Source organism: Kitasatospora sp. NEAU-69 (assembly GCF_057158765.1).
The window spans coordinates 34631-52691 of the sequence record NZ_JBWXUE010000011.1 but is presented as its reverse complement, the minus strand read 5'-3'; the positions used below and the strand labels follow the sequence as shown (position 1 = coordinate 52691).

Annotated in this window: 17 protein-coding genes and 2 pseudogenes; 7 read left to right on the top strand and 12 right to left on the bottom strand. The window is 68.8% G+C overall.

What is annotated here, in order from left to right:
- Positions 1-27 precede the first annotated feature (27 nt).
- On the top strand, positions 28-753 hold the full coding sequence (locus AC060L_RS14880) for a hemerythrin domain-containing protein (RefSeq protein WP_483799195.1): 726 nt from the start codon (positions 28-30) through the stop codon (positions 751-753).
- A gap of 12 nt (positions 754-765) precedes the next feature.
- Here the strand turns inward: AC060L_RS14880 and AC060L_RS14875 are convergent, their stop codons facing one another.
- Together AC060L_RS14875 and AC060L_RS14870 are read right to left on the bottom strand one after the other, a co-directional pair.
- On the bottom strand, positions 766-1350 hold the full coding sequence (locus tag AC060L_RS14875; protein ID WP_483799194.1) for a DUF1697 domain-containing protein: 585 nt from the start codon (positions 1348-1350) through the stop codon (positions 766-768).
- Positions 1351-1423: 73 nt separating this feature from the next.
- Positions 1424-1783 (bottom strand): ArsC/Spx/MgsR family protein, encoded by a 360-nt coding sequence (locus AC060L_RS14870; RefSeq protein ID WP_483799193.1) that lies wholly within the window; start codon positions 1781-1783, stop codon positions 1424-1426.
- Positions 1784-1973: 190 nt separating this feature from the next.
- Here AC060L_RS14870 and AC060L_RS14865 point away from each other — a divergent pair, with 190 nt between their 5' ends.
- Both AC060L_RS14865 and AC060L_RS14860 read left to right on the top strand, forming a co-directional pair.
- A complete protein-coding gene (locus AC060L_RS14865; RefSeq protein ID WP_483799192.1) occupies positions 1974-3137 on the top strand; it encodes a PP2C family protein-serine/threonine phosphatase in 1164 nt (387 codons plus the stop codon).
- 90 nt (positions 3138-3227) lie between these two features.
- Positions 3228-3668: a hypothetical protein gene (locus AC060L_RS14860; RefSeq protein ID WP_483799191.1), complete on the top strand. Its 441-nt coding sequence runs from the start codon at positions 3228-3230 to the stop codon at positions 3666-3668.
- 149 nt (positions 3669-3817) lie between these two features.
- Here AC060L_RS14860 and AC060L_RS14855 read toward each other — a convergent pair.
- The 3 genes and pseudogenes from AC060L_RS14855 to AC060L_RS14845 form a co-directional block, all read right to left on the bottom strand.
- Positions 3818-4154: pseudogene (locus tag AC060L_RS14855) on the bottom strand (IS481 family transposase); the annotation flags it as partial.
- Between the two features lie 52 nt (positions 4155-4206).
- Positions 4207-5046 (bottom strand): hypothetical protein, encoded by an 840-nt coding sequence (locus AC060L_RS14850; RefSeq protein ID WP_483799190.1) that lies wholly within the window; start codon positions 5044-5046, stop codon positions 4207-4209.
- A gap of 669 nt (positions 5047-5715) precedes the next feature.
- The gene (locus AC060L_RS14845; protein WP_483799189.1) at positions 5716-5934 is read right to left on the bottom strand and encodes a hypothetical protein; all 219 of its coding nucleotides are present in this window, start codon (positions 5932-5934) and stop codon (positions 5716-5718) included.
- A 337-nt stretch (positions 5935-6271) separates the two neighbouring features.
- On the opposite strand from AC060L_RS14845, the gene AC060L_RS14840 reads away from it, so the two are divergent.
- The 3 genes and pseudogenes from AC060L_RS14840 (at position 6272) to AC060L_RS14830 (ending at position 9380) form a co-directional block, all read left to right on the top strand.
- Entirely contained in the window at positions 6272-8647 is a 2376-nt protein-coding gene (locus tag AC060L_RS14840) for a hypothetical protein (protein WP_483799188.1), read from the top strand.
- A gap of 291 nt (positions 8648-8938) precedes the next feature.
- Positions 8939-9145, top strand: a pseudogene (locus AC060L_RS14835) (IS701 family transposase); the annotation flags it as partial.
- 55 nt (positions 9146-9200) lie between these two features.
- Entirely contained in the window at positions 9201-9380 is a 180-nt protein-coding gene (locus tag AC060L_RS14830) for a hypothetical protein (RefSeq protein WP_483799345.1), read from the top strand.
- A 124-nt stretch (positions 9381-9504) separates the two neighbouring features.
- On the opposite strand, the gene AC060L_RS14825 is transcribed toward AC060L_RS14830, so the two are convergent.
- The 3 genes from AC060L_RS14825 to glnA form a co-directional block, all read right to left on the bottom strand.
- A complete protein-coding gene (locus AC060L_RS14825) occupies positions 9505-10113 on the bottom strand; it encodes a PIN domain-containing protein (RefSeq protein WP_483799187.1) in 609 nt (202 codons plus the stop codon).
- Between the two features lie 14 nt (positions 10114-10127).
- Positions 10128-11357: a helix-turn-helix domain-containing protein gene (locus AC060L_RS14820; RefSeq protein WP_483799186.1), complete on the bottom strand. Its 1230-nt coding sequence runs from the start codon at positions 11355-11357 to the stop codon at positions 10128-10130.
- Positions 11358-12511: 1154 nt separating this feature from the next.
- Positions 12512-13927, bottom strand: a complete 1416-nt coding sequence (gene glnA / locus AC060L_RS14815) for a type I glutamate--ammonia ligase (RefSeq protein WP_483799185.1) — start codon at positions 13925-13927, stop codon at positions 12512-12514.
- Positions 13928-14265: 338 nt separating this feature from the next.
- Here glnA and AC060L_RS14810 point away from each other — a divergent pair, with 338 nt between their 5' ends.
- Complete coding sequence (locus AC060L_RS14810) at positions 14266-14733, top strand: RDD family protein (RefSeq protein WP_483799184.1); 468 nt, start codon at positions 14266-14268, stop codon at positions 14731-14733.
- 137 nt (positions 14734-14870) lie between these two features.
- Here AC060L_RS14810 and AC060L_RS14805 read toward each other — a convergent pair whose 3' ends face one another.
- From AC060L_RS14805 to lipB, 4 genes are all read right to left on the bottom strand, one after another.
- Positions 14871-15560, bottom strand: a complete 690-nt coding sequence (locus AC060L_RS14805) for a DUF4191 domain-containing protein (RefSeq protein WP_483799183.1) — start codon at positions 15558-15560, stop codon at positions 14871-14873.
- A gap of 82 nt (positions 15561-15642) precedes the next feature.
- Positions 15643-15813 carry an SCO2195 family GlnR-regulated protein gene (locus AC060L_RS14800; protein ID WP_483799182.1) on the bottom strand — a complete coding sequence of 57 codons (171 nt, stop codon included), beginning with the start codon at positions 15811-15813 and terminating at the stop codon, positions 15643-15645.
- Between the two features lie 223 nt (positions 15814-16036).
- Positions 16037-16993 carry a lipoyl synthase gene (gene lipA / locus AC060L_RS14795; RefSeq protein ID WP_483799181.1) on the bottom strand — a complete coding sequence of 319 codons (957 nt, stop codon included), beginning with the start codon at positions 16991-16993 and terminating at the stop codon, positions 16037-16039.
- A 158-nt stretch (positions 16994-17151) separates the two neighbouring features.
- Positions 17152-17922 carry a lipoyl(octanoyl) transferase LipB gene (lipB, locus tag AC060L_RS14790; protein ID WP_483799337.1) on the bottom strand — a complete coding sequence of 257 codons (771 nt, stop codon included), beginning with the start codon at positions 17920-17922 and terminating at the stop codon, positions 17152-17154.
- Positions 17923-18061: the final 139 nt, after the last annotated feature.

Here is an 18061-nt window from a genome sequence, read left to right as displayed (position 1 = left end):
CGTCATGACAGTCCTGAAGAGAGTGCCATGCAGCCGCATCTGCTGTCCGTTCCCGCCCAGCGCGGCCCTAGTGAGGCGGCGCCGGTCGTGCGACCCGTCCGATTCTCCGGCCTGCGGCTGGTGCACGCGGCCCTACGCCGCGACCTCACGCGGATCCCGACCGCGCTGCGGCTGCTCCAGCCCGGTGACGATGACACCGCCGCGGCGTTGCAGCGGCACTGGGACTTCCTCACCGCGATGCTCACCTGCCACCACGAGCAGCAGGACGTCCGCCTCTGGCCGCTGCTGCGCCGTTTCGCCCCCGAGCTGCGCCTGCTGGTGAACTGGCTGGAGGACGACCACCACAACCTGGACCACTCCTTCACCCGCACCACCACGCTGATGCGGGTGGCCACCCGCGACCCGGCCAGCGCCTGGCCGGTCGCCTACGCGGTCGAGGAGCTGGCCGCCCGGCTGGAGACGCACCTGCGGATCGAGGAGGAGCAGGTCCTCCCGGTGATGGCCGAGCTGCTCGCGCCACAGTCCCGGGTCGGCACCCTCAGCGAACTGCTCGACCTGCTCCGCCTCGCCGACGGTCCCGGGGCACCCGACGCGCTCGCCTGGCTGCTGGAGGGCGTCGCCCCGGAGCAGATCGAGGCCCTGCTCGCCGAGTGCGACGACCTGACGGCCCGCCAGTGGCCGCACTGGCAGTCGGTCTACGCGCGGTGCTCGGGCCGGCTCTGGGGTGCCCAGGTGCAGTCCGACGTGGACTGAGCGCAGCCGGGCTTACTGTTTCGTCTTCTTCGCCGCCGCGACGATCTTCGCGGTGGTGTGGAAGAACCGCGCCGTGGCCTGGCCGCGGTAGGACTTGCCGAAGACCGTCCCGGGGGTGCCCGCCGGGCGGCCGTTGATGATGTGCGTGACGACGAAGGCGGCGCCCGGCGTGGCCGCGATGACCTCCAGGTCGCCCTTGGGGCTAACGGCCGGCAGGCTGAGCTCGGCCGGCAGCGGCTCGGAGAGGAAGAGCACGCAGAGGCGGATGTCCGGGGTGACCTCGATGCCCGCGAACGGGTCGGCCGCGAGCAGTTCCTCGACCTCGGTGACGGTGCGCAGCATGGTCGGCACCTCGTAGCCGAGGGCCTCGTGCAGGTGCCGCTCGATCCGGCGGGTCAGCTCGGCCCGGTCGGCGGCGGTGTTCGCGACGTCCGCGTCGTTCACGGTGAAGAAGACGTTGCCGCTCTGGATGTAGCTGCGCACGTCGCCGAGGCCGAGCTCGGTGAAGAGCGCGCGCAGCCGCTCCATCTTGACGGTGCGGCCGCCCACGTTCACGGCGCGCAGGAAGGCGATGTAGGTCGTCGTCTGGTCTGCCACCCGGCCAGTGTGCCGCACGGCTGTGACAACGCGGGCCGGCGGCCGTCCGGCCGTCCGTCACGCCGTCCGTCTGTCAGCCGGGCAGCACCGAGCGCAGCACCTCCGGCGTGCGGGCGATCACCGCGTGGCCGTCGTCGGCGGTGATGATCGGCCGCTGGATCAGGATCGGGTGCTCCGCCAGTGCGGCGAGCCAGCGGTCGCGGTCGGTGCTCTCACGGCCCCAGCCGCGCATCCCGAGCTCCTTGGCGACGGCCTCGTCCAGTCGGGTGATGTCCCACGGCTCCAGGCTGAGCCGGTCGAGCACGGCCACCAGCTCGGGCACCGTGGGCGGGTCCTCCAGGTAGCGGCGCACGGTGTACTTGGCGCCGACCGCGTCCAGCTCGGTGAGGGCGCTGCGGCACTTGCCGCACCGCGGATTGATCCAGATCTCCATGCGGCCAGCGTACGCAGCCCCGGCGGCCGCGCCGACCACACTGCCGTTCGAGCGCTCCTCACGCGCTTGCCGCCGACACGCGCCCAACCGGGACTTAGGTCCCGAACGGCCGGGACGGAAGACCCCCACTCGCAGCCGCCGCCGTCCGCGACCATGGAGACGTCCCCGGTCGGTCCGAAGGAGGTCTGCTGTGTCCGCGCCCGCCGAGGTGCGCCGTACCCCGGTCGCGCTGATCCACAACGTCCTGGCCGGCCGCCGGGCCACCACCGCGCCGGCCACCGCCGACGGCGCGGCCGGCGACGCCCCGCACTGGGTGCGCTGGCTGCCCTCGCTGCTGATCCTCACCGACCTCGTCGTCGAGGTCGTCTCCCCGCAGACCACGGCCGCCGGGTTCCTGCTCACCACACTGCCGGTGCTCACCGCCTTCGGCTTCGGCCCGGTGGCGACCGCCGTCTCCGGCGTCGGCGCGCTGGTGCTCCAAGTCGTGCTCGGCACCCGGGCCGGCCACGTGTTCGAGCACCACCACCTCTGGGTCTACGTCTCCACGCTGCTCGCCGCGCTGGCCGGCACCGCGCTGTCCCGCCAGCGCACCCGCCAGGCCCGCCACCTGATCCGGGCCCGCACCGTGAGCGAGGCGCTGCAGCGCACCGTGCTGCACCCCGTGCCCGAGCAGGTCGGCGAGCTGCGCACGGCCGGCCACTACCAGGCCGCCCAGGCCGACGTCCCGATCGGCGGCGACCTCTACGAGCTCTGCGACACCCGGTTCGGCACCCGGGTGCTGCTCGGCGACGTCCGCGGCAAGGGCCTGGACGCCATCCGCACCGTCGCCGACCTGCTCGGCGCCTTCCGCGCCACCGCCCACGAGATCGCCGACCTCACCGAACTCGCCGACCTGCTGGACCGCCAGGTCCGCCGCGGCGCGGTCGAGCACGGCGACGAGGAGCTCTTCGTCACCGCCGTCCTGCTGGAACACCGGCCGGGCGCCGACTCGGTGCGCCTGCTCAGTCGCGGCCACCTCGACCCGGTCCTGCTCGCCGGCGGCACCGTCCAGACCGTCCACCTCCCGCAGGACCTCCCCCTCGGCCTCGGCCACCTGCGCCCCGCCGGCCCCGCCGCCACCGTCACGGTCCCCCTCGCCGCCGGCCACACCCTGCTGCTGCACACCGACGGCGTCACCGAGGCCCGCGACCGCACCGGCCGCTTCTACCCCCTCGCCGACCGCCTCACCACCCGCTTCCAGAACCGCGCCGCGATCACCCCGGACCAGCTCGTCAGCTTCCTCGCCGAAGACGTCTGCACCTACGGCGGCCGCGCCACGGACGACCTGGCCCTGCTGGCGCTCAGCCCGAGGTGAAGTGCTGATCATCCGATAACTGTCGCCTACCGTTACCATCCGACTACGCTTCTCGCTGTCAGTGCCGATACAACAGACGGAAGTCGTGGCATGCCCGACAGCCAGATCCCGAGGCGTTACGCCGTGGTCAGCACCGCCGGCTCGCTCGATTTCGAGTACCGCACCCCGCGCGAGATGCGGGCCGCCGTGACCCGCGGGCGCGGAGCCGAGGGGGAGAGCGGCGCCGAGATGATCTCGCAGTACAGCCCGCTGAACGTGCTCTACTTCGCGCCGTACGACCGCGCCGACGAAGAGCGCATGAACAAGGTCGCCAACGGCATGTTCTTCGAGCTGAGCGACCCGAGCCGCTACGAACCCCCGGTCGGCGACGACGCCGACGACCTGCCGGAGCCGACCGGCCGGATCGTCAAGATGCACGGCCCGGTCGCCTTCTACTCCACCCACGGCGACCTGAACGACGACGAGGTCGAGGCCATCCGCGAAGCACACCGCGTCGCCTCCGACCGCCTCCACCGGCGCGGGTGGATCTGACCACCAGCTGCTCCACACCGCCGGCGCCACCGAGTCCTGCGACCGCACCGGCCGGGCGCGGCTGGAGCCGCATCTGCCGCAGCCCGGGGGTAGCGCTGGTCGCTGGTGCGACCAGCGGCAAGTGATCGACGGGGTCCTGTTGACGGTCTCCGGCGGCATCGGCGCTGGTCGGTCATGACCCGCCGGACGCTGGTCCCGGCTCGGGTGAAGAACGCGTTCGCGCGGGTCCAGAACGCGGCGGCGGTGTCCTTGCGCTCGTCGGGCAGGATCTCGCTGTAGGCCAGGCGGGAGTGGTTGTCCACGAGGTTGCGCGGGTAGCTGTAGCCCGGCCCGGCGGCTGAGGGTCCTGTGGCCGCCGCTGTCGGGGATGTTGCCGAGCTTCTTGATGTCGACATGGACCAACTCGCCTGGTGCACTGTGCTCGTAGCGTCGGATGGGCCGACTTGTGGCGCGGTCGAGGCGGTAGCGGGTCAGGACGCGGTGCACGGCCCACGCTCATCGGATATCTCCGCTGTCTCCCTCACCATCTGACCAATGATCAGAAGTCCGGGCAGTCGAGCCCCTGGGGGACTTCTGCGATGTCGATCCCGCTGAGGGCGCCGGCGGCATGGTCAGCTCCGTTCTCGACGTCGTCCGGGTGGAGGAGGGGATCCAGGATCCCCAGGGCCGCCATGAAGGCCCTCACCGGCACCCTGTAGGCCTGGCCCATTCGCGTCACGGGGCAAGGGAACGATGCATCACGGACCATCCGGAGTGCGGTCGCCTCCGGGACACCCAGGACTTCTGCAGCCTGCCGGATTCCGATGTGCGGAGGAAGGAGATCGGAGAGCCTGTAATAAAGGTCCGCTCCGGGCAGGCCCGAGCGGGCCAGATTCGAGGTGGGCGGGGCAGTGCTCTCTTTGATTCCGGAGCGGACTTCCGCATGGTGGGCCCGTGCGAGGCCGATGTGCTCGAGGGCCTGAAGCATGGCTCCGACCTGCTCGCCCCTGATGATTTCAGCGACGTGGGGGCCTTGGGGGCTAGGGGTGCCGACGATCGATGGTGGCAGAAATGCGGCGGCCTGGGGCGAGTTGCCCGGCGAAGCGAATATCCCGATGTCCTGCCGAGCGGTTTCGCGGCCGCCGACTTTCACTCGCTCATAGGCGGTGGAGACGGCTTCTTCCACCATGGCCCCTCGGACGTGGTGCGCCGGGACACCCGTTTTCGTGCTGTGCCAGACCTTGAGCGCGACCTCCACCATGTCTGACTGGATGTCTGCCCGATCGGCGGCGAGTTTCTGGGATATGCGCCAGGATTGCGAGCGGAGGATGGGCGACAGACAGTCCAGAATGATCATTCGCCAGGTGTCGTTGCCGTCCGAGTCGTAGATGCGGCCCATGGCCACCATGGACTCCCACAGGCGACATCGAGACCCTGAGTAAGAACGGCGCCCTGCGGTGACGGCCGAGTCTCGAAACTTGGAGTAATCCGGATGCCGCTTGATGGCGCAGTCCCGAATGTTCTCCACATGGACGCAGACCGGTCCCGCGCCGCGTGAGGTTCTGACGTGGTGCTGAATGTAATCGAAGATGTCTGGCAATTCCCTGCGCCTCACCCCGATAGCCCTCTGCTCGAATGAGCTTGGCTGACGCGCTGGGGCAGGGCAATGTATGCCGGTTCTTTTAGTCCAATCGAGTGAACAATGGGTTGGGTGGCATCATTCCTGCATCGTGGCCCAGAGATTCCACGGGGGCAGAAAGCCGCCTGCCAGTGGAATCTCTGGGACGATGCGACAGGAAGAGGGGATCCTATAGGTCGTAGTACAGCATGAACATGCCTCTGACCTGCAGCTTTACAGCTCTCAGGGGTGGCGGTGCACAATCGGTGCACATACAGCCGCCTCAAGCGATGAGGGGCGTTGGGAAGCATCGCGCGGCGACGAGAACGTCTGCGTCGGCCTGTCGTCGCATGGCGCTACGCAGCGTTTCTGAACCTATTCCAGCGCGTACATATTGTGGGACCTCATTACGGAGGGCCAGCAGTGGTGCGCTCCATGCGACCGGCCCGGTCAGCGCCGGATGAGACCAGCCAGCACACGCAGCACTAGAAGCAGCTGGCCGAGCATTAGCTCCAGGACCCGCGCGGCCGCGTTCCGACGGTGGTTTCGGCGGGACCAGACCGCAGGCAGGACAACGCCCAGATAGAGCAGGAGGAAGACGACCAGGGCGACGATGCCCGGAGAGGAGAGCGTGGCCACACCGGATTGGAGGGCATGGGTGTACGGCACGAGAGGATCCCTTCGTGGAGAACTGGTCGATCGGGACTCTCGCTGTCCGGCGGGTCCGTACGGAATCCGGATTCTCTGTTTGTACAGTCGAAGCCGAGAGTGGGAGGTCACTGGGCGTACGTCGAGGGGCCGTCCAACGGCGGGGCGAGATGGATCGGACAGGCGGGGCAGCGTGCCGAGCAGTGCTGAGGAGCGGTTCCGAACAGACCTGCGGACCCTGGGGGCCTGGCGTCTCAGCAGGCTCAGGCCCGCGCCGGGTCTGCGCCGGCTCGCGAGAAGTGCCCGTGTCGAGTCACCTTCGACGGTCGGCAGCTGGCTCCTCGGACGGAACCTGCCGATGTCCGCGGAGCGCCTGATCGGGCTGGTGCGCGCGATCGGTGCTGAGGCGAAGCGCCAGGGAGTGGAGCCGCTGCCAGACGAGCGGCACCTCTTCGACCTTGACCACTGGCGCCGTCGCCATCGGGACGTCTCGGCCGAGCGGATCGGAGGGCAGAACGGTGGGACCGCGCGACAGCCGGTGCACTTGGACGGAGAGCTCGGCATCGTCGGCTCCCTCGATCTGCCGCGTCCGCTGGCTAGCTGGCAGCCCGAGTGGCTTGGTGTGCACGCTGCGATCGCCGATCCGTTGCGAACAGTCGAGACGGGCTTCGTGCTTCCGGCGTACATTGCCCGCCGCCACGACCACGAGCTGCGGGACTTGCTGACGGGCGCGGCGTCCGGAGAGAACCCCATGTTGCTTGTGCTGAGCGGGTACAGCTGCACCGGCAAGACCCGCACCGCGTACGAGGCGGTCACGACCTGCCTCACCGACTGGGATCTGGCGTATCCGAAGGACGCTGACAGCCTGTGCCGGCTGTTAACCGCCAACGCACTCGGCCCGCGCACCGTGCTGTGGCTCAACGAGGCCCAGGAACTGCTCAGCGGCCACAGCGGTGAGTCCGCCGCCGCCGCACTGCGTCGGCGGCTGGAGCAGCCGGGGCTGTTGGTGGTCATCGCCACACTCTGGCCGGGCCACTGGTACGAACTGACCCAGCGCCCGACCGGTCCCCAGGACCGCCATCCCCAGGCCAGGGCACTGCTCACGTCTGCGCGTGTTATCACCATCCCGGCGGTCTTCGATAGTTCGGCGCTGGATCGACTGCACGAGACGGACGACGGGTCGCTGGCCGTTGCCGCGCGAACCGCTCCGGACAGTTCCATCACCCAGACCTTGGCGGGTGGCCCGGCCCTGGTTCAGTGGTACGAGCAGGCGGACGGAGTGCTGGACTGCTACGGCAGGGCTGTTGTCACGGCCGCGATGGACGCGCGTCGACTCGGCCACACCTCCCCGCTCCCGCTTGCGCTGCTGGAAGCAGCCACGCCCGGCTACCTGACGAGCGCTCAGCGCGCCGCAGCTCCGGCGGACTGGTTTGAGACCGCGTTGGCCTTCGCCCGGAGTAGGGTCAAGGAGGTCGTGGCGGCGCTCGGCGACGTTGCCCACGACCACGGCATGGGTGCCCAGCCGGGAGTGTGCCGCCTGGCGGACTACCTCGACCACTATGCCCGGACGGCCCGGCGCGAGTGCTTCCCACCAGCATCGTTCTGGCACGCCGTTGAACACCACGCGGCGACCTCCGCGGACCTCTACGAACTGGCCCGCTCAGCGGAGCACAGGGGGCGACTGCGCCTGGCCGCCGCACTTTTCCGCCGTGCGGCGGACTGGGGGCACCGTCCAGCTTGGGAGTCAATCGTCACGATGATGGCGTATCGGGACCTGACAGATGAAGCCGAGACCCTGGCGCGATCGGTCCTCCGGAGCGGCGACCCGGAGCCAATGCTGGCTCTGGCCTGGACGCTAAGCGAAGTCGGCGACCCCGACGAGACCGAGCGCCTGGTTCGGGAAGCAGCCACGACCGGGCAGGCTTCTGCACTGAGCTCCCTGGCGATGGTGCTGCCTGAGGGGCCGGAGGCGGAGGCAGCATTGATGGAGGCCGTGGCGCTCGGAGATTCCGGGGCGCCCTTTCGACTGGCTAAGCTACGCCGGACCGCCGGCGACTTCGCGGAGTACGAACGGCTCCTGTGGCTGGGCGCGTCGGCGGGCGATCTGGACGCCAGGGGCGAGTTGGTGACGCTCAAGTGTCGGGCTGATGAGTGGGGCGAGGCCGAGCGCCTGGCTCGATCGTTCTCGGATCGCGGCGACGCCTTCGAACTGGCCATGATGGCTATAGAACGGGACCGGGACGGTGACCGGCCCGAGGCCGAACGGCTGGCCTGGGCGGTCGTCGAGTTGGCCGACCGGGATGTTCTTGGTGTGGCGAAGCGGCCGTGGCCGGGTGGGACGTTTGCCGCTGTTGCCGTACTGATGGGCCTGTACTTTGAATACAAGATCGACGCGGAGTCCGTTCTGAACCGGCTGGCAGAGTCCCGAAACCCGCAGACGTGGGCAGTGGCGGCCCGGTACCTGGAGGAGCGACACCCGGGCCGGGCCGAGGATCTGTACCGGCGCGCGGCAGAGCGGGGTGATCTCTACGCGCTGGAGCGGCTGGCGATGCTGGAACAGCACCGGAGCGCAGTCGGCGCCGAGCGTACGCACCGGGCAGCTGTCGATGCGGGCGGTGGCGTCGCTTTGCTCGCTGCGTTCTGGGAGGACGAGGGCAGATCGGAGGAGGCTGAGCAGGCGCGCTGCTACGGCTTGGAGATCGACGGTTCGATCGCCAATCCTTGGCCCTTCTAGCGTCGAGGCTTGACAGCAGTGAGCGAGGCGCCGGGACGTGCCGGGTGAGCGACGACATTGGCCAAGGGTGCCGTCTGCGGCGGTGCTCGGCCCGCGTCGAGGGCGCCGTAGGTGGGATGGTTTTGATGTGGATGTCCCACCCACGGGTGGCCCTGCCGGGGAGAGAGCCACGGTGTGAGCGATGATCTGCCGACGGATGTGTGGGACCAGGAGCTCAAGGAGCTCTTCCTGCGGATCGGGGGCGCTCCATGCGGGTGGAGCCCCGGCGGCGTGGATGAGGGACTGCGTGTGTCACCCCTGCCCATCGCCTGGGCCACTGCCGACTCCGCCTACGGTCAGGACTCCCACTTCCTCTGCTTCCTCGAAGACGCCCAACTCGCCTACGTGGTAGTGGTTTCCAAGTCCCAACAGGTCCACGGCCCGCGCATCGACCACCTCATCACGCAGGCCCCGCCCGAGGCCTGGCAGCGGCTGTCCGCCTGGGCCGGAGCCAACGGCGAGTGCTATGCCCCCAACTCCTTGCGGCAGGAGGCTTCGGGCGGAGGCCTCTGCGATGGAGACCATCATCCATCTGACCACGCGGGAAGTCTCCGAGTCGCCCGAGAACGCCGACTTGGCGTTGCTGGGCGTGCCGCCCCAAGCGACGCCTGGAGTGGCGGCCTCCTTCGCCCAGTCGGGCCTCTCGATACCTCACCGCCATCGTGGCCGCGTGGAGCGGCGCACCGTCTGCTGATCGAGTCGTCTCTCACCCCTGGGTAACAGCTCTGCCACGTCCGCGAGATGTCCTGCAAGCTATCCGTAGCTCCTCCGATCTGCCTGTTCAACGTAATCGAGGATGTTTGCCCTGTCGGAGGGGATTACGGCCGGCCGACTCGGCTCAGCCTCCCCGATATGAACTCGGCAGCGGTGTAGTCGTTTCCGCGTCCGGCGTCCTTGATGGCATTGGCGAAGGATTCCGCATCCTGGGCGGAGAGGCGGCTGCTGCGGACCATGTGTGAGAGCAGCTTGTGCACGCTGAAAGGCGTGAGGTTGTGACAGACCGACTCGACACGCGCGTTGTAGTCCTCCGAGAGCAGGTGTGGGTCCGCGTGCGTCAGTTGCTCGGCCATGGCCATGATCACCGACTCAGCCCAGTGCTCTCCTTGATGTTTCAGCGGGCGTCCGCTGCGCATGATGTTCTGGATCTCCAAGACCCGCACCGCATCGATTTTGAGGGCGTTGGTGTTCACCGGCTCGCCCAGCCAGGTGAGTTGGTCTAGGGCAAGGGTAGCCAGAGCGTTCTCGCCCGGACGGCCCTGGCTGGCCAGGCGTTTCAACTCGTCGATGACGACATCGAGCAGGACGCGGTGGTGCTGGCCGATCTCCTGTTGGACAGATTCCCGCAGCGAGTCGTCGGCTGCAAGGGTCAGCAGAGAGGACGTGTCGATGAACCACAGCTGGGGCTTGGTCGGCACGGGGCTGGACACCGCGCCGTTCCCGCTCAGGCGAACACCTCGGAATCGGGCTCCATCACCGCGTCCCACAGCGCATCGTCGTCTTCGCGTTGGAGCAGCGTAGCGATTACGCCGAGGCCTACCCGCTCCTTGCGGGCGGCTTCCGCTGCGGTGGCCAGGAGCCGTTCAGGTGCCCTAACGGTGTGCAGCGGAGTGATGCCGGCCCCAGTGGGGGCGACGGAGGTATGCCGGCCGACAAGGTTGCCAACATGCAGATTGCGGAGTTCCTGGCCTTGCTCGAACGTGATCAGATGCATAGGACACAGCTGATAAACCAGGGCACTCAAGGAGACGCCGAACTGCTCCATCAGCGCAACCAGGCTGCGTTCGGTGACACGGCCTGCACTGAGCCATCCCAGAGTCTCCCGAATTCCGTTCTCCGGCATCAGCAGGTGTCCGGCGAAGGCATTGACGCGCCGCTCCTGCTGGTTGTCGGCGAACATGTCCTGCGCGCTCTCGTCGATGACGTCCCTGGGGTCGCCGAAGAGGTGGTGCCCGAGTTCATGCGCAAGAGTGAAGCGGACGTGCCCTTGGGAGAAGTCGGTGCTAGCCAGGATCAATGCCACGCTGTCCCCGTGGACGCACAAGCCATCCACGTCGGTCCCCAATGGTGACAGTGCCACGTCGACGCCGAAATGGCGCTCGATAAGGCCGGGCAGGTCGCCCAGCTCGTGTGATCCGAGTCCTAGCGCTTTGCGCGTGTACTCGGCAAGCTTCTTGCCCTGGCGTTGCGCCTCAGCCCGGTTGCGCGGCTGCTCGCGCATCTCATTCCGCGCGAACGCCAGCACATCCCTTCCGAGGGGGCTGCCCGTCGCGGGCATTGACTCCGCCCGCTGGGCCAGGATGTCCTCGACTTCCAGCAGTTCCAGGGCGCGCCGCTTCGCGCTGCTGTCCTCATCGCGACCGGCGTTGCTGGCCAACCGGTGTGCCATCGCCACGGTGGGACGGCATGCCTGACCCAGCAGATAGGCGACAGTGACGCCCAGTGCTTCGGCCAATTTCGGCAGTTCTCGAACGTGCACCTTCCGACTGCCCGTCTCGATCTTCGAGACCTGGTCCTTGGCGAGTCCTACGAGGCTGCCCAGTCCTTCGCCGGTCAGTGCCTGCCGCCGACGGGCTAGCTTGACTCGCTGCCCGACTTCGACATCAGTGGCAGTAACCGGCCCGGTGGGCGTCAGTAGACCCAACGCCCCCATGCCAGTCAGTCCGTGCTCCATATGTGCCTCCCGCCAGGCATCGTCTCCCCTAGTGCAAGGATGGCAACCACCCGCGAAGATCGCAACTATCTCTACGCTTCCGTTGCGAATCTGCGGTTGCTGCAGGTCCCGAACAGGTGCTGAAGCTCCTGTCAGCCGTATTCTCCGAGGGCTCCGCGGTCGGGGCGTCGCTGGGCATGTTTCCGGCGGCAGGTCGGCGCTGGGGTTCACCAGTTGAGCTGGTTGCTTCGATGCCAGGGGGCCTGCGCGGAGTTGGCCTACCGCCCGAAGCAGCGGGAACTGGGAGGCTGGCATCGGGCACCACGCCAGCTCGGGTACTTGCGTAAGGTAGTAGCGGCGGTTGTGGCTGAGCTTCAGACTCGATGGCATAAGCCTTGCCGCGCTGTTGGACGTAGTGATCGAGATGTCCGCGCCACCGTTTGGGCCGCGCCCGCCACGTGCTTCGCAGCCCGCTGCGCCCATTCGTGTCCTCAAGGTGCGCTTCGGCGAGCACGTGCCTGTCCGCCCGACGGGCGCGTGGTGGCATAGCCCGCTCGATCCGATCCGGCGCAGACAAGAACACGTGGCCCGGTCGGATGGGCTCCCGATAACTCAGTTGCGCCCCGCCCGGTCGGGCGGGGCAACCCGCACGCTCGGCGCAGGTCAGTCCCAAATCCGCTCGCGGGTGCGGTGGGGCGGGTTGACGGCCTACAAGTCGAGGATCTCGGCGTGCGCGGGGCTGGAGGCCTCGATCCAGGAGGCGGAGTAGGCCTCGATGCGACTCCGACGAGGTGGGTGAGAAAGCCAGCGGCTGTCCAAGTTCGCAGCGGCGGCGATGCTGACGGAAGCTCAGACCGAGGAGCCGGCCTGCGGATTCGACGCATTTCGCCAAACCAACGCACTGCCGTCCGGGGCTTGGCTTCGGCGAGGTCAGCGTCAGCCAGAGCGAATACTCCGTGTGACCATCATCTTGTGCGTGCCGAGGGCAGCGGCCTGCCAGGCAAGAGGGGGGCAGGACCAGCCGCAAGTTCGGCTTGCGTGCACACTCGGTGCACATCGCGGCGACGTTGCGGGCCTGACGCCTGTCACCCGAATCCGTCTCTGCAGGTCAGTGAGGTGCTGACCTGCAGAGACGTAGAGGTGTCGATCTGCGTTTCCGCAGGTCAGAGGTGCCTCTACAGGTCGAAGTAGAGCTCGAACTCGTGCGGGTGCGGCCGCAGGGCGATCGGGGCGATCTCGTTGGTGCGCTTGTAGTCGATCCAGGTCTCGATCAGGTCGGGCGTGAAGACGCCGCCGGCCAGCAGGTACTCGTGGTCCTCCTCCAGGGCCTCCAGGACGGCGGGGAGGGAGGCGGGGACCTGGGGGACGCCTGCGTGCTCGTCGGGGGCGAGCTCGTAGAGGTCCTTGTCGACGGGCTGGAGCGGCTCGATCTTGTTCTTGATGCCGTCCAGGCCCGCCATCAGCATCGCGGAGAACGCGAGGTAGGGGTTGGAGGACGGGTCGGGAGCCCGGAACTCGATGCGCTTGGCCTTGGCGTTGGATCCGGTGATCGGGATCCGGATCGCGGCGGAGCGGTTGCGCTGGGAGTACACCAGGTTGACCGGGGCCTCGAAGCCGGGGACCAGGCGGTGGTAGGAGTTCACCGACGGGTTGGTGAAGGCGAGCAGCGAGGGGGCGTGCCGGAGCAGGCCGCCGATGTAGTACCGGGCGGTGTCGGACAGGCCCGCGTAGCCCTGCTCGTCGTAGAAGAGCGGGGCGCCCTCGGCCCAGAGGGACTGGTGGACGTGCATGCCCGAGCCGTTGTCGCCGAAGATCGGCTTCGGCATGAAGGTGGCGGTCTTGCCGTTGCGCCAGGCGACGTTCTTGATGATGTACTTGAACAGCATCAGGTCGTCGGCGGCGTGCAGCAGCGTGTTGAACTTGTAGTTGATCTCGGCCTGGCCGGCGGTGCCGACCTCGTGGTGCTGGCGCTCCACCTCCAGGCCGGAGTTGGCCAGCTCCAGGGACATCTCGGCGCGCAGGTCGGCGAAGTGGTCGACCGGCGGGATCGGGAAGTAGCCGCCCTTGTACTTGACCTTGTAGCCGCGGTTGCCGCCCTCCTCCACCCGGCCCGAGTTCCAGGCGCCGGCCTCGGAGTCGATGTGGTAGTACGAGGCGTTCGCGCTGGTCTGGAACCGGGCCTCGTCGAAGACGTAGAACTCGGCCTCCGGGCCGAAGAAGGCGGTGTCGGCGATGCCGGAGGAGGCCAGGTAGGCCTCGGCCTTCTTGGCGACGTTGCGCGGGTCGCGGCTGTAGGCCTCGCCCGTGATCGGGTCCTGGATGAAGAAGTTGATGTTGAGGTGCTTCTCCGTCCGGAACGGGTCCAGGCGGGCGGTGGCCAGGTCGGGGACGAGTGCCATGTCCGACTCGTGGATGGCCTGGAAGCCGCGGATCGAGGAGCCGTCGAACATCAGGGTCTCGGCGGGGTCGAAGGTGGCCGCCGGGACCGCGAAGTGCTGCATGACGCCCGGCAGGTCGCAGAATCGCACATCCACGAACTTGATGTCGTTCTCGGCGATGTACGCCTTGACCTCTTCGGCGTTCTGGAACATCAATCCTCCTCTGCCCGACCGCGCGGCGGCCGGGATCAGACGTGCACCGAGCCAGTCGTCCCAACCGGCCTATGGTGCGGCTCACCATAGGAATCGGCCGTTTCCTGTCTGTGACCCGATCGTTTCACCCATGTTAACCAGCAAGGCCCGAATGGGCGGCAAAGCTACCCGAGAACGGGCAAAGCGCACCGGGAGGCGGGTGAGGCTCCTGTGGTGGTCTGGACCACTCGTCCGAGCAGCCGGACGCGGATTCACTCTCAGGTGGAACGGCGGCGGACGAACGCTGCTGAAGGGGTGCCGACGAAGATCCGCCCGGTCTGCCCGGATACTGTGGACGCGTGGACAGCAGAGAAGCACTGGGATCGTGGATCGAGGGCCCGAAGGCCGCCGCCGAGCGGATGGGCGCCGACTTCGGCTACCGCGGTGAGCGGCTCGGCCGCCCGCAGACCGGCCCCGGCTCGATGGCCGGCCCGGGCCGCCGGCTTTGCGCGCTCTTCGTGGACGGCTGGCTCGCCAGCCTGGTCGCGTACGGCACGCTGGCGCACGGCAACCTGCAGAAGGCCAACCTGCTCAGCATGCCGGTCTACTTCGCGATGGCCGCGATCCTGTTGTCGACCACCGGGACGACCTTCGGGAAGCGGCTCTTCGGGATCCGGCTGCTCCGGCTGGACGGCTCGCGGGCGACCATTCCGCAGGTGCTGCTGCGCACGCTGCTGCTCTGCATGGTGGTGCCGGCGGCGGTCTGGGACCGGGACAGCCGGGGGCTGCACGACAAGGCGGTCGGGACGGTCGAGGTCCGGATCTGAGTCGAAGCCCGGATCGGAGTCGAGCTCCGGATCTGATCCGGGCGGACATTGACCGGGAGAATGCGGATACGGAAAAGGCCCCGCCGAGGCGGGGCCTTCTTGCTGGGTGCGGCCGGGTGCTGCCGGTCGCGCGGGGCTCAGCGCCCCTGGCCGCCCTTGGGCATCCGGGCACCCTTGGGCATCGGGCCCTTGGGGATCGGTGCCTTGGAGAGCAGGTCGCCGAGCGCGCGGAGCCGGTCGTTGGTCTCGGTGACCTGCGCGGGCGTGATCGCACGCGGTAGACGCATCAGGTGGATCTGCAGCTTCTTCAGCGGCACCTCACCCTCGCCGTCGCCGACCACGATGTCGTGCACCGGCACGTCGCCGACCACGCGCGACATCTTCTTCTTCTCGGCGGCGAGCAGCGGGCGGACCCGGTTCGGGTTGCCCTCACCGATCAGCGCGATGCCGGCCCGGCCGACCGCGCGGTAGACCGCGTCCTGGTTGCGGGTGACCGCGACCGGGGTCGGGTTGGCGCTCCAGCCGCGCTTGATGTTGTTCAGCACCGCCGCGGCGGCGCCCGGCTGGCCCTCCATCTGCCCGAACGCGGCCCGCTCGGCCCGACGGCCGAAGACGATCGCCGCGGCCAGGAAGGCCACGATGAAGCCCAGGATGCCCAGGTAGATCGGGTGGTCGATCGCGAAGCCGATGGCGAGGAACACGCCGAAGGTCAGGAGGCCGACGCCGCCGATGATCAGACCGATTTTGGTATCGATCTGCTTGGTCATGATGTACGCCTGGCGGATCTGCTTGAGTCGCCCAGGTGTCTCGGATGTTTCCCTCGCCATGATGGTCATGGTACGTGTCAGGGACATCGGATATCGAAGCCCGGTCCCGGTTCGGGCGAAACCACGCGCGAAATCGTTACGGTCAGCGGCCCGCTCCGGCGGTCAGCAGCTGCTCCTGCGCCGCCTCGCGGTCCGCGGCGTGGCGGCGGTTCTCGCAGACCGAGGTCCACGCGTTCAGCCGGGCCTGCTTGCGCCCGCCCGCGAGCAGGACGGCCTCCGCGAGCCTTATCGCCGTTCCGATGGTGCTCCGCACGTCCGCCGCTCCCCTCACCCGACCGGGTCCGGCAGCCGCCGGCCCGGTCCGAAAACCCCTGCGCCCAGTCTCCGCCACGGCTGTTAAGCCCCCGTGACCGGCTGGTCAACCCCTGGTGAAAGCGTGTGGGGCCCGGAGTCGCTCCGGGCCCCACAACGCACCACCTGTCCTACGTGCCCCGCGTCCTACGTGCCCCGCGGATGCCCGGGTGCCGGGGCGCGGATCAGACTGCGGCGGTCCGCTCGCGGTGCTCCAGCGCCTGCCGGTAGAGCCGCCCGGCGCGGTAGGAGGACCGCACCAGCGGGCCGGACATCACACCGGCGAAGCCGAGCTCCTCGGCCTCCTCCTGGAGCTCGACGAACTCGTGCGGCTTGACCCAGCGCTCGACCGGGTGGTGCCGCAGCGAGGGCCGCAGGTACTGCGTGATGGTGATCAGCTCGCAGCCGGCGCCGACCAGGTCGGCCAGCGCCTGGCTGACCTCCTCGCGGGTCTCGCCCATGCCCAGGATCAGGTTGGACTTGGTCACCAGGCCGGCCGCGCGGGCCTGCGTGATGACGTCCAGCGAGCGCTCGTAGCGGAACGCCGGGCGGATCCGCTTGAAGATCCGCGGCACCGTCTCGACGTTGTGCGCGAGCACCTCGGGACGGGACGAGAAGACCTCGGCCAGCTGCTCGGGCACCGCGTTGAAGTCGGGGATCAGCAGCTCGACGCCGGTCCGGCCGGCCTCGCGGCCGGCGGTCAGCGCGTGCACCTGGCGGACCGTCTCGGCGTACAGCCAGGCGCCGCCGTCCTCCAGGTCGTCGCGGGCGACGCCGGTGATGGTCGCGTAGTTCAGGTCCATCGTGACGATGGACTCGGCGACCCGGCGCGGCTCGTCACGGTCGAAGTCGGCGGGCTTGCCGGTGTCGATCTGGCAGAAGTCGCAGCGGCGGGTGCACTGGTCACCGCCGATGAGGAAGGTCGCCTCGCGGTCCTCCCAGCACTCGAAGATGTTGGGGCAGCCGGCCTCCTGGCAGACCGTGTGCAGCCCCTCCTTCTTCACGAGCGAGTGGAGGGCGTTGTACTCCGGGCCCATCTTCGCCCGGGTCTTGATCCACTCCGGCTTCCGCTCGATCGGGGTCTCGCTGTTGCGGACCTCAAGGCGGAGAAGCTTCCTGCCGTCGGGTGCGACAGCGGACACGTGCGGCTCCTAGAACTAGACGGGGTACCCCCAGGGTACGCCTGTGCTTGTGTGGTCTGTGCCGGGCCTGCACCCCGCATTCGCAGGGCAACCCGGACGGGCGCGGCATGATTCCCGTCCGCCGGGTCGGATGACCGCAGCGCCGGGGCCGGGACGGGTCAGCGGTGTGCGGCCGGCTCCGGCAGCTCGGCCAGCACCTCGGCGAGGCGCTTCTCGACGGTCGGGATCGCCTCGGCGACCGGCACGTCGCGGCCCAGCTCGGTGGAGAGCGAGCCGACCCCGGCGTCCCGGATCCCGCACGGGATGATCCGGTCGAACCAGGTCATGTCCGGATTGCAGTTGAGCGCGAAGCCGTGCATCGTCACGCCCCGCGCGACCCGGACGCCGATCGCGGCGAGCTTGCGGTCGTCGCCGCGCTGGCCCGCGTTGGACGGCGCGTACTCGGGGCCGGCCAGCCGCGGGTCGATGCCCAGCGGCAGGCCCATCCGCAGCGTCAGCTTGCCGATGTCGATCACCTGGGCCGGGTCCACCCGGGCGTCCGGCAGGTCGGCGCCGAGCACCCAGACGCCGCTGCGGCCCTCGACCCGGGTGCTCGCCACGCCGAAGTCGGAGCAGGCCCGGATCAGTGCCTCCTCGAGGCGGCGGACGTACGCGACCACGTCCATCGGCTCGGGCAGCTTGACGATCGGGTAGCCGACCAGCTGGCCGGGGCCGTGCCAGGTGCCCTCGCCACCGCGGTTGACCTGCACCACGGGGGTGTCGTCGAGCGGCAGGTCCTCCGGCTTGGTGCGCTTGCCGGCGGTGAAGACGGGCTGGTGCTCCAGCAGCAGAACGGTGTCCGGGATCTCGTCGGCGATCCGCAGCGCGTGCAGGCGCTGCTGCTCGTCCCAGGCTTCCTGGTACGGCACGGCGCCCTCACCGATGCCCATCCGGACGAACCGTACGTTCTCGCTCACCGCTTGCTCCTCGCCAGGTGTTCGCGGCCGTTCGGGGGACGCGACCAACCTCGCCACTGTACGCCCGCTCGCTCAGCTGTCCGAGAAGCCGTCCGCGAACAGGCTCCGCGAG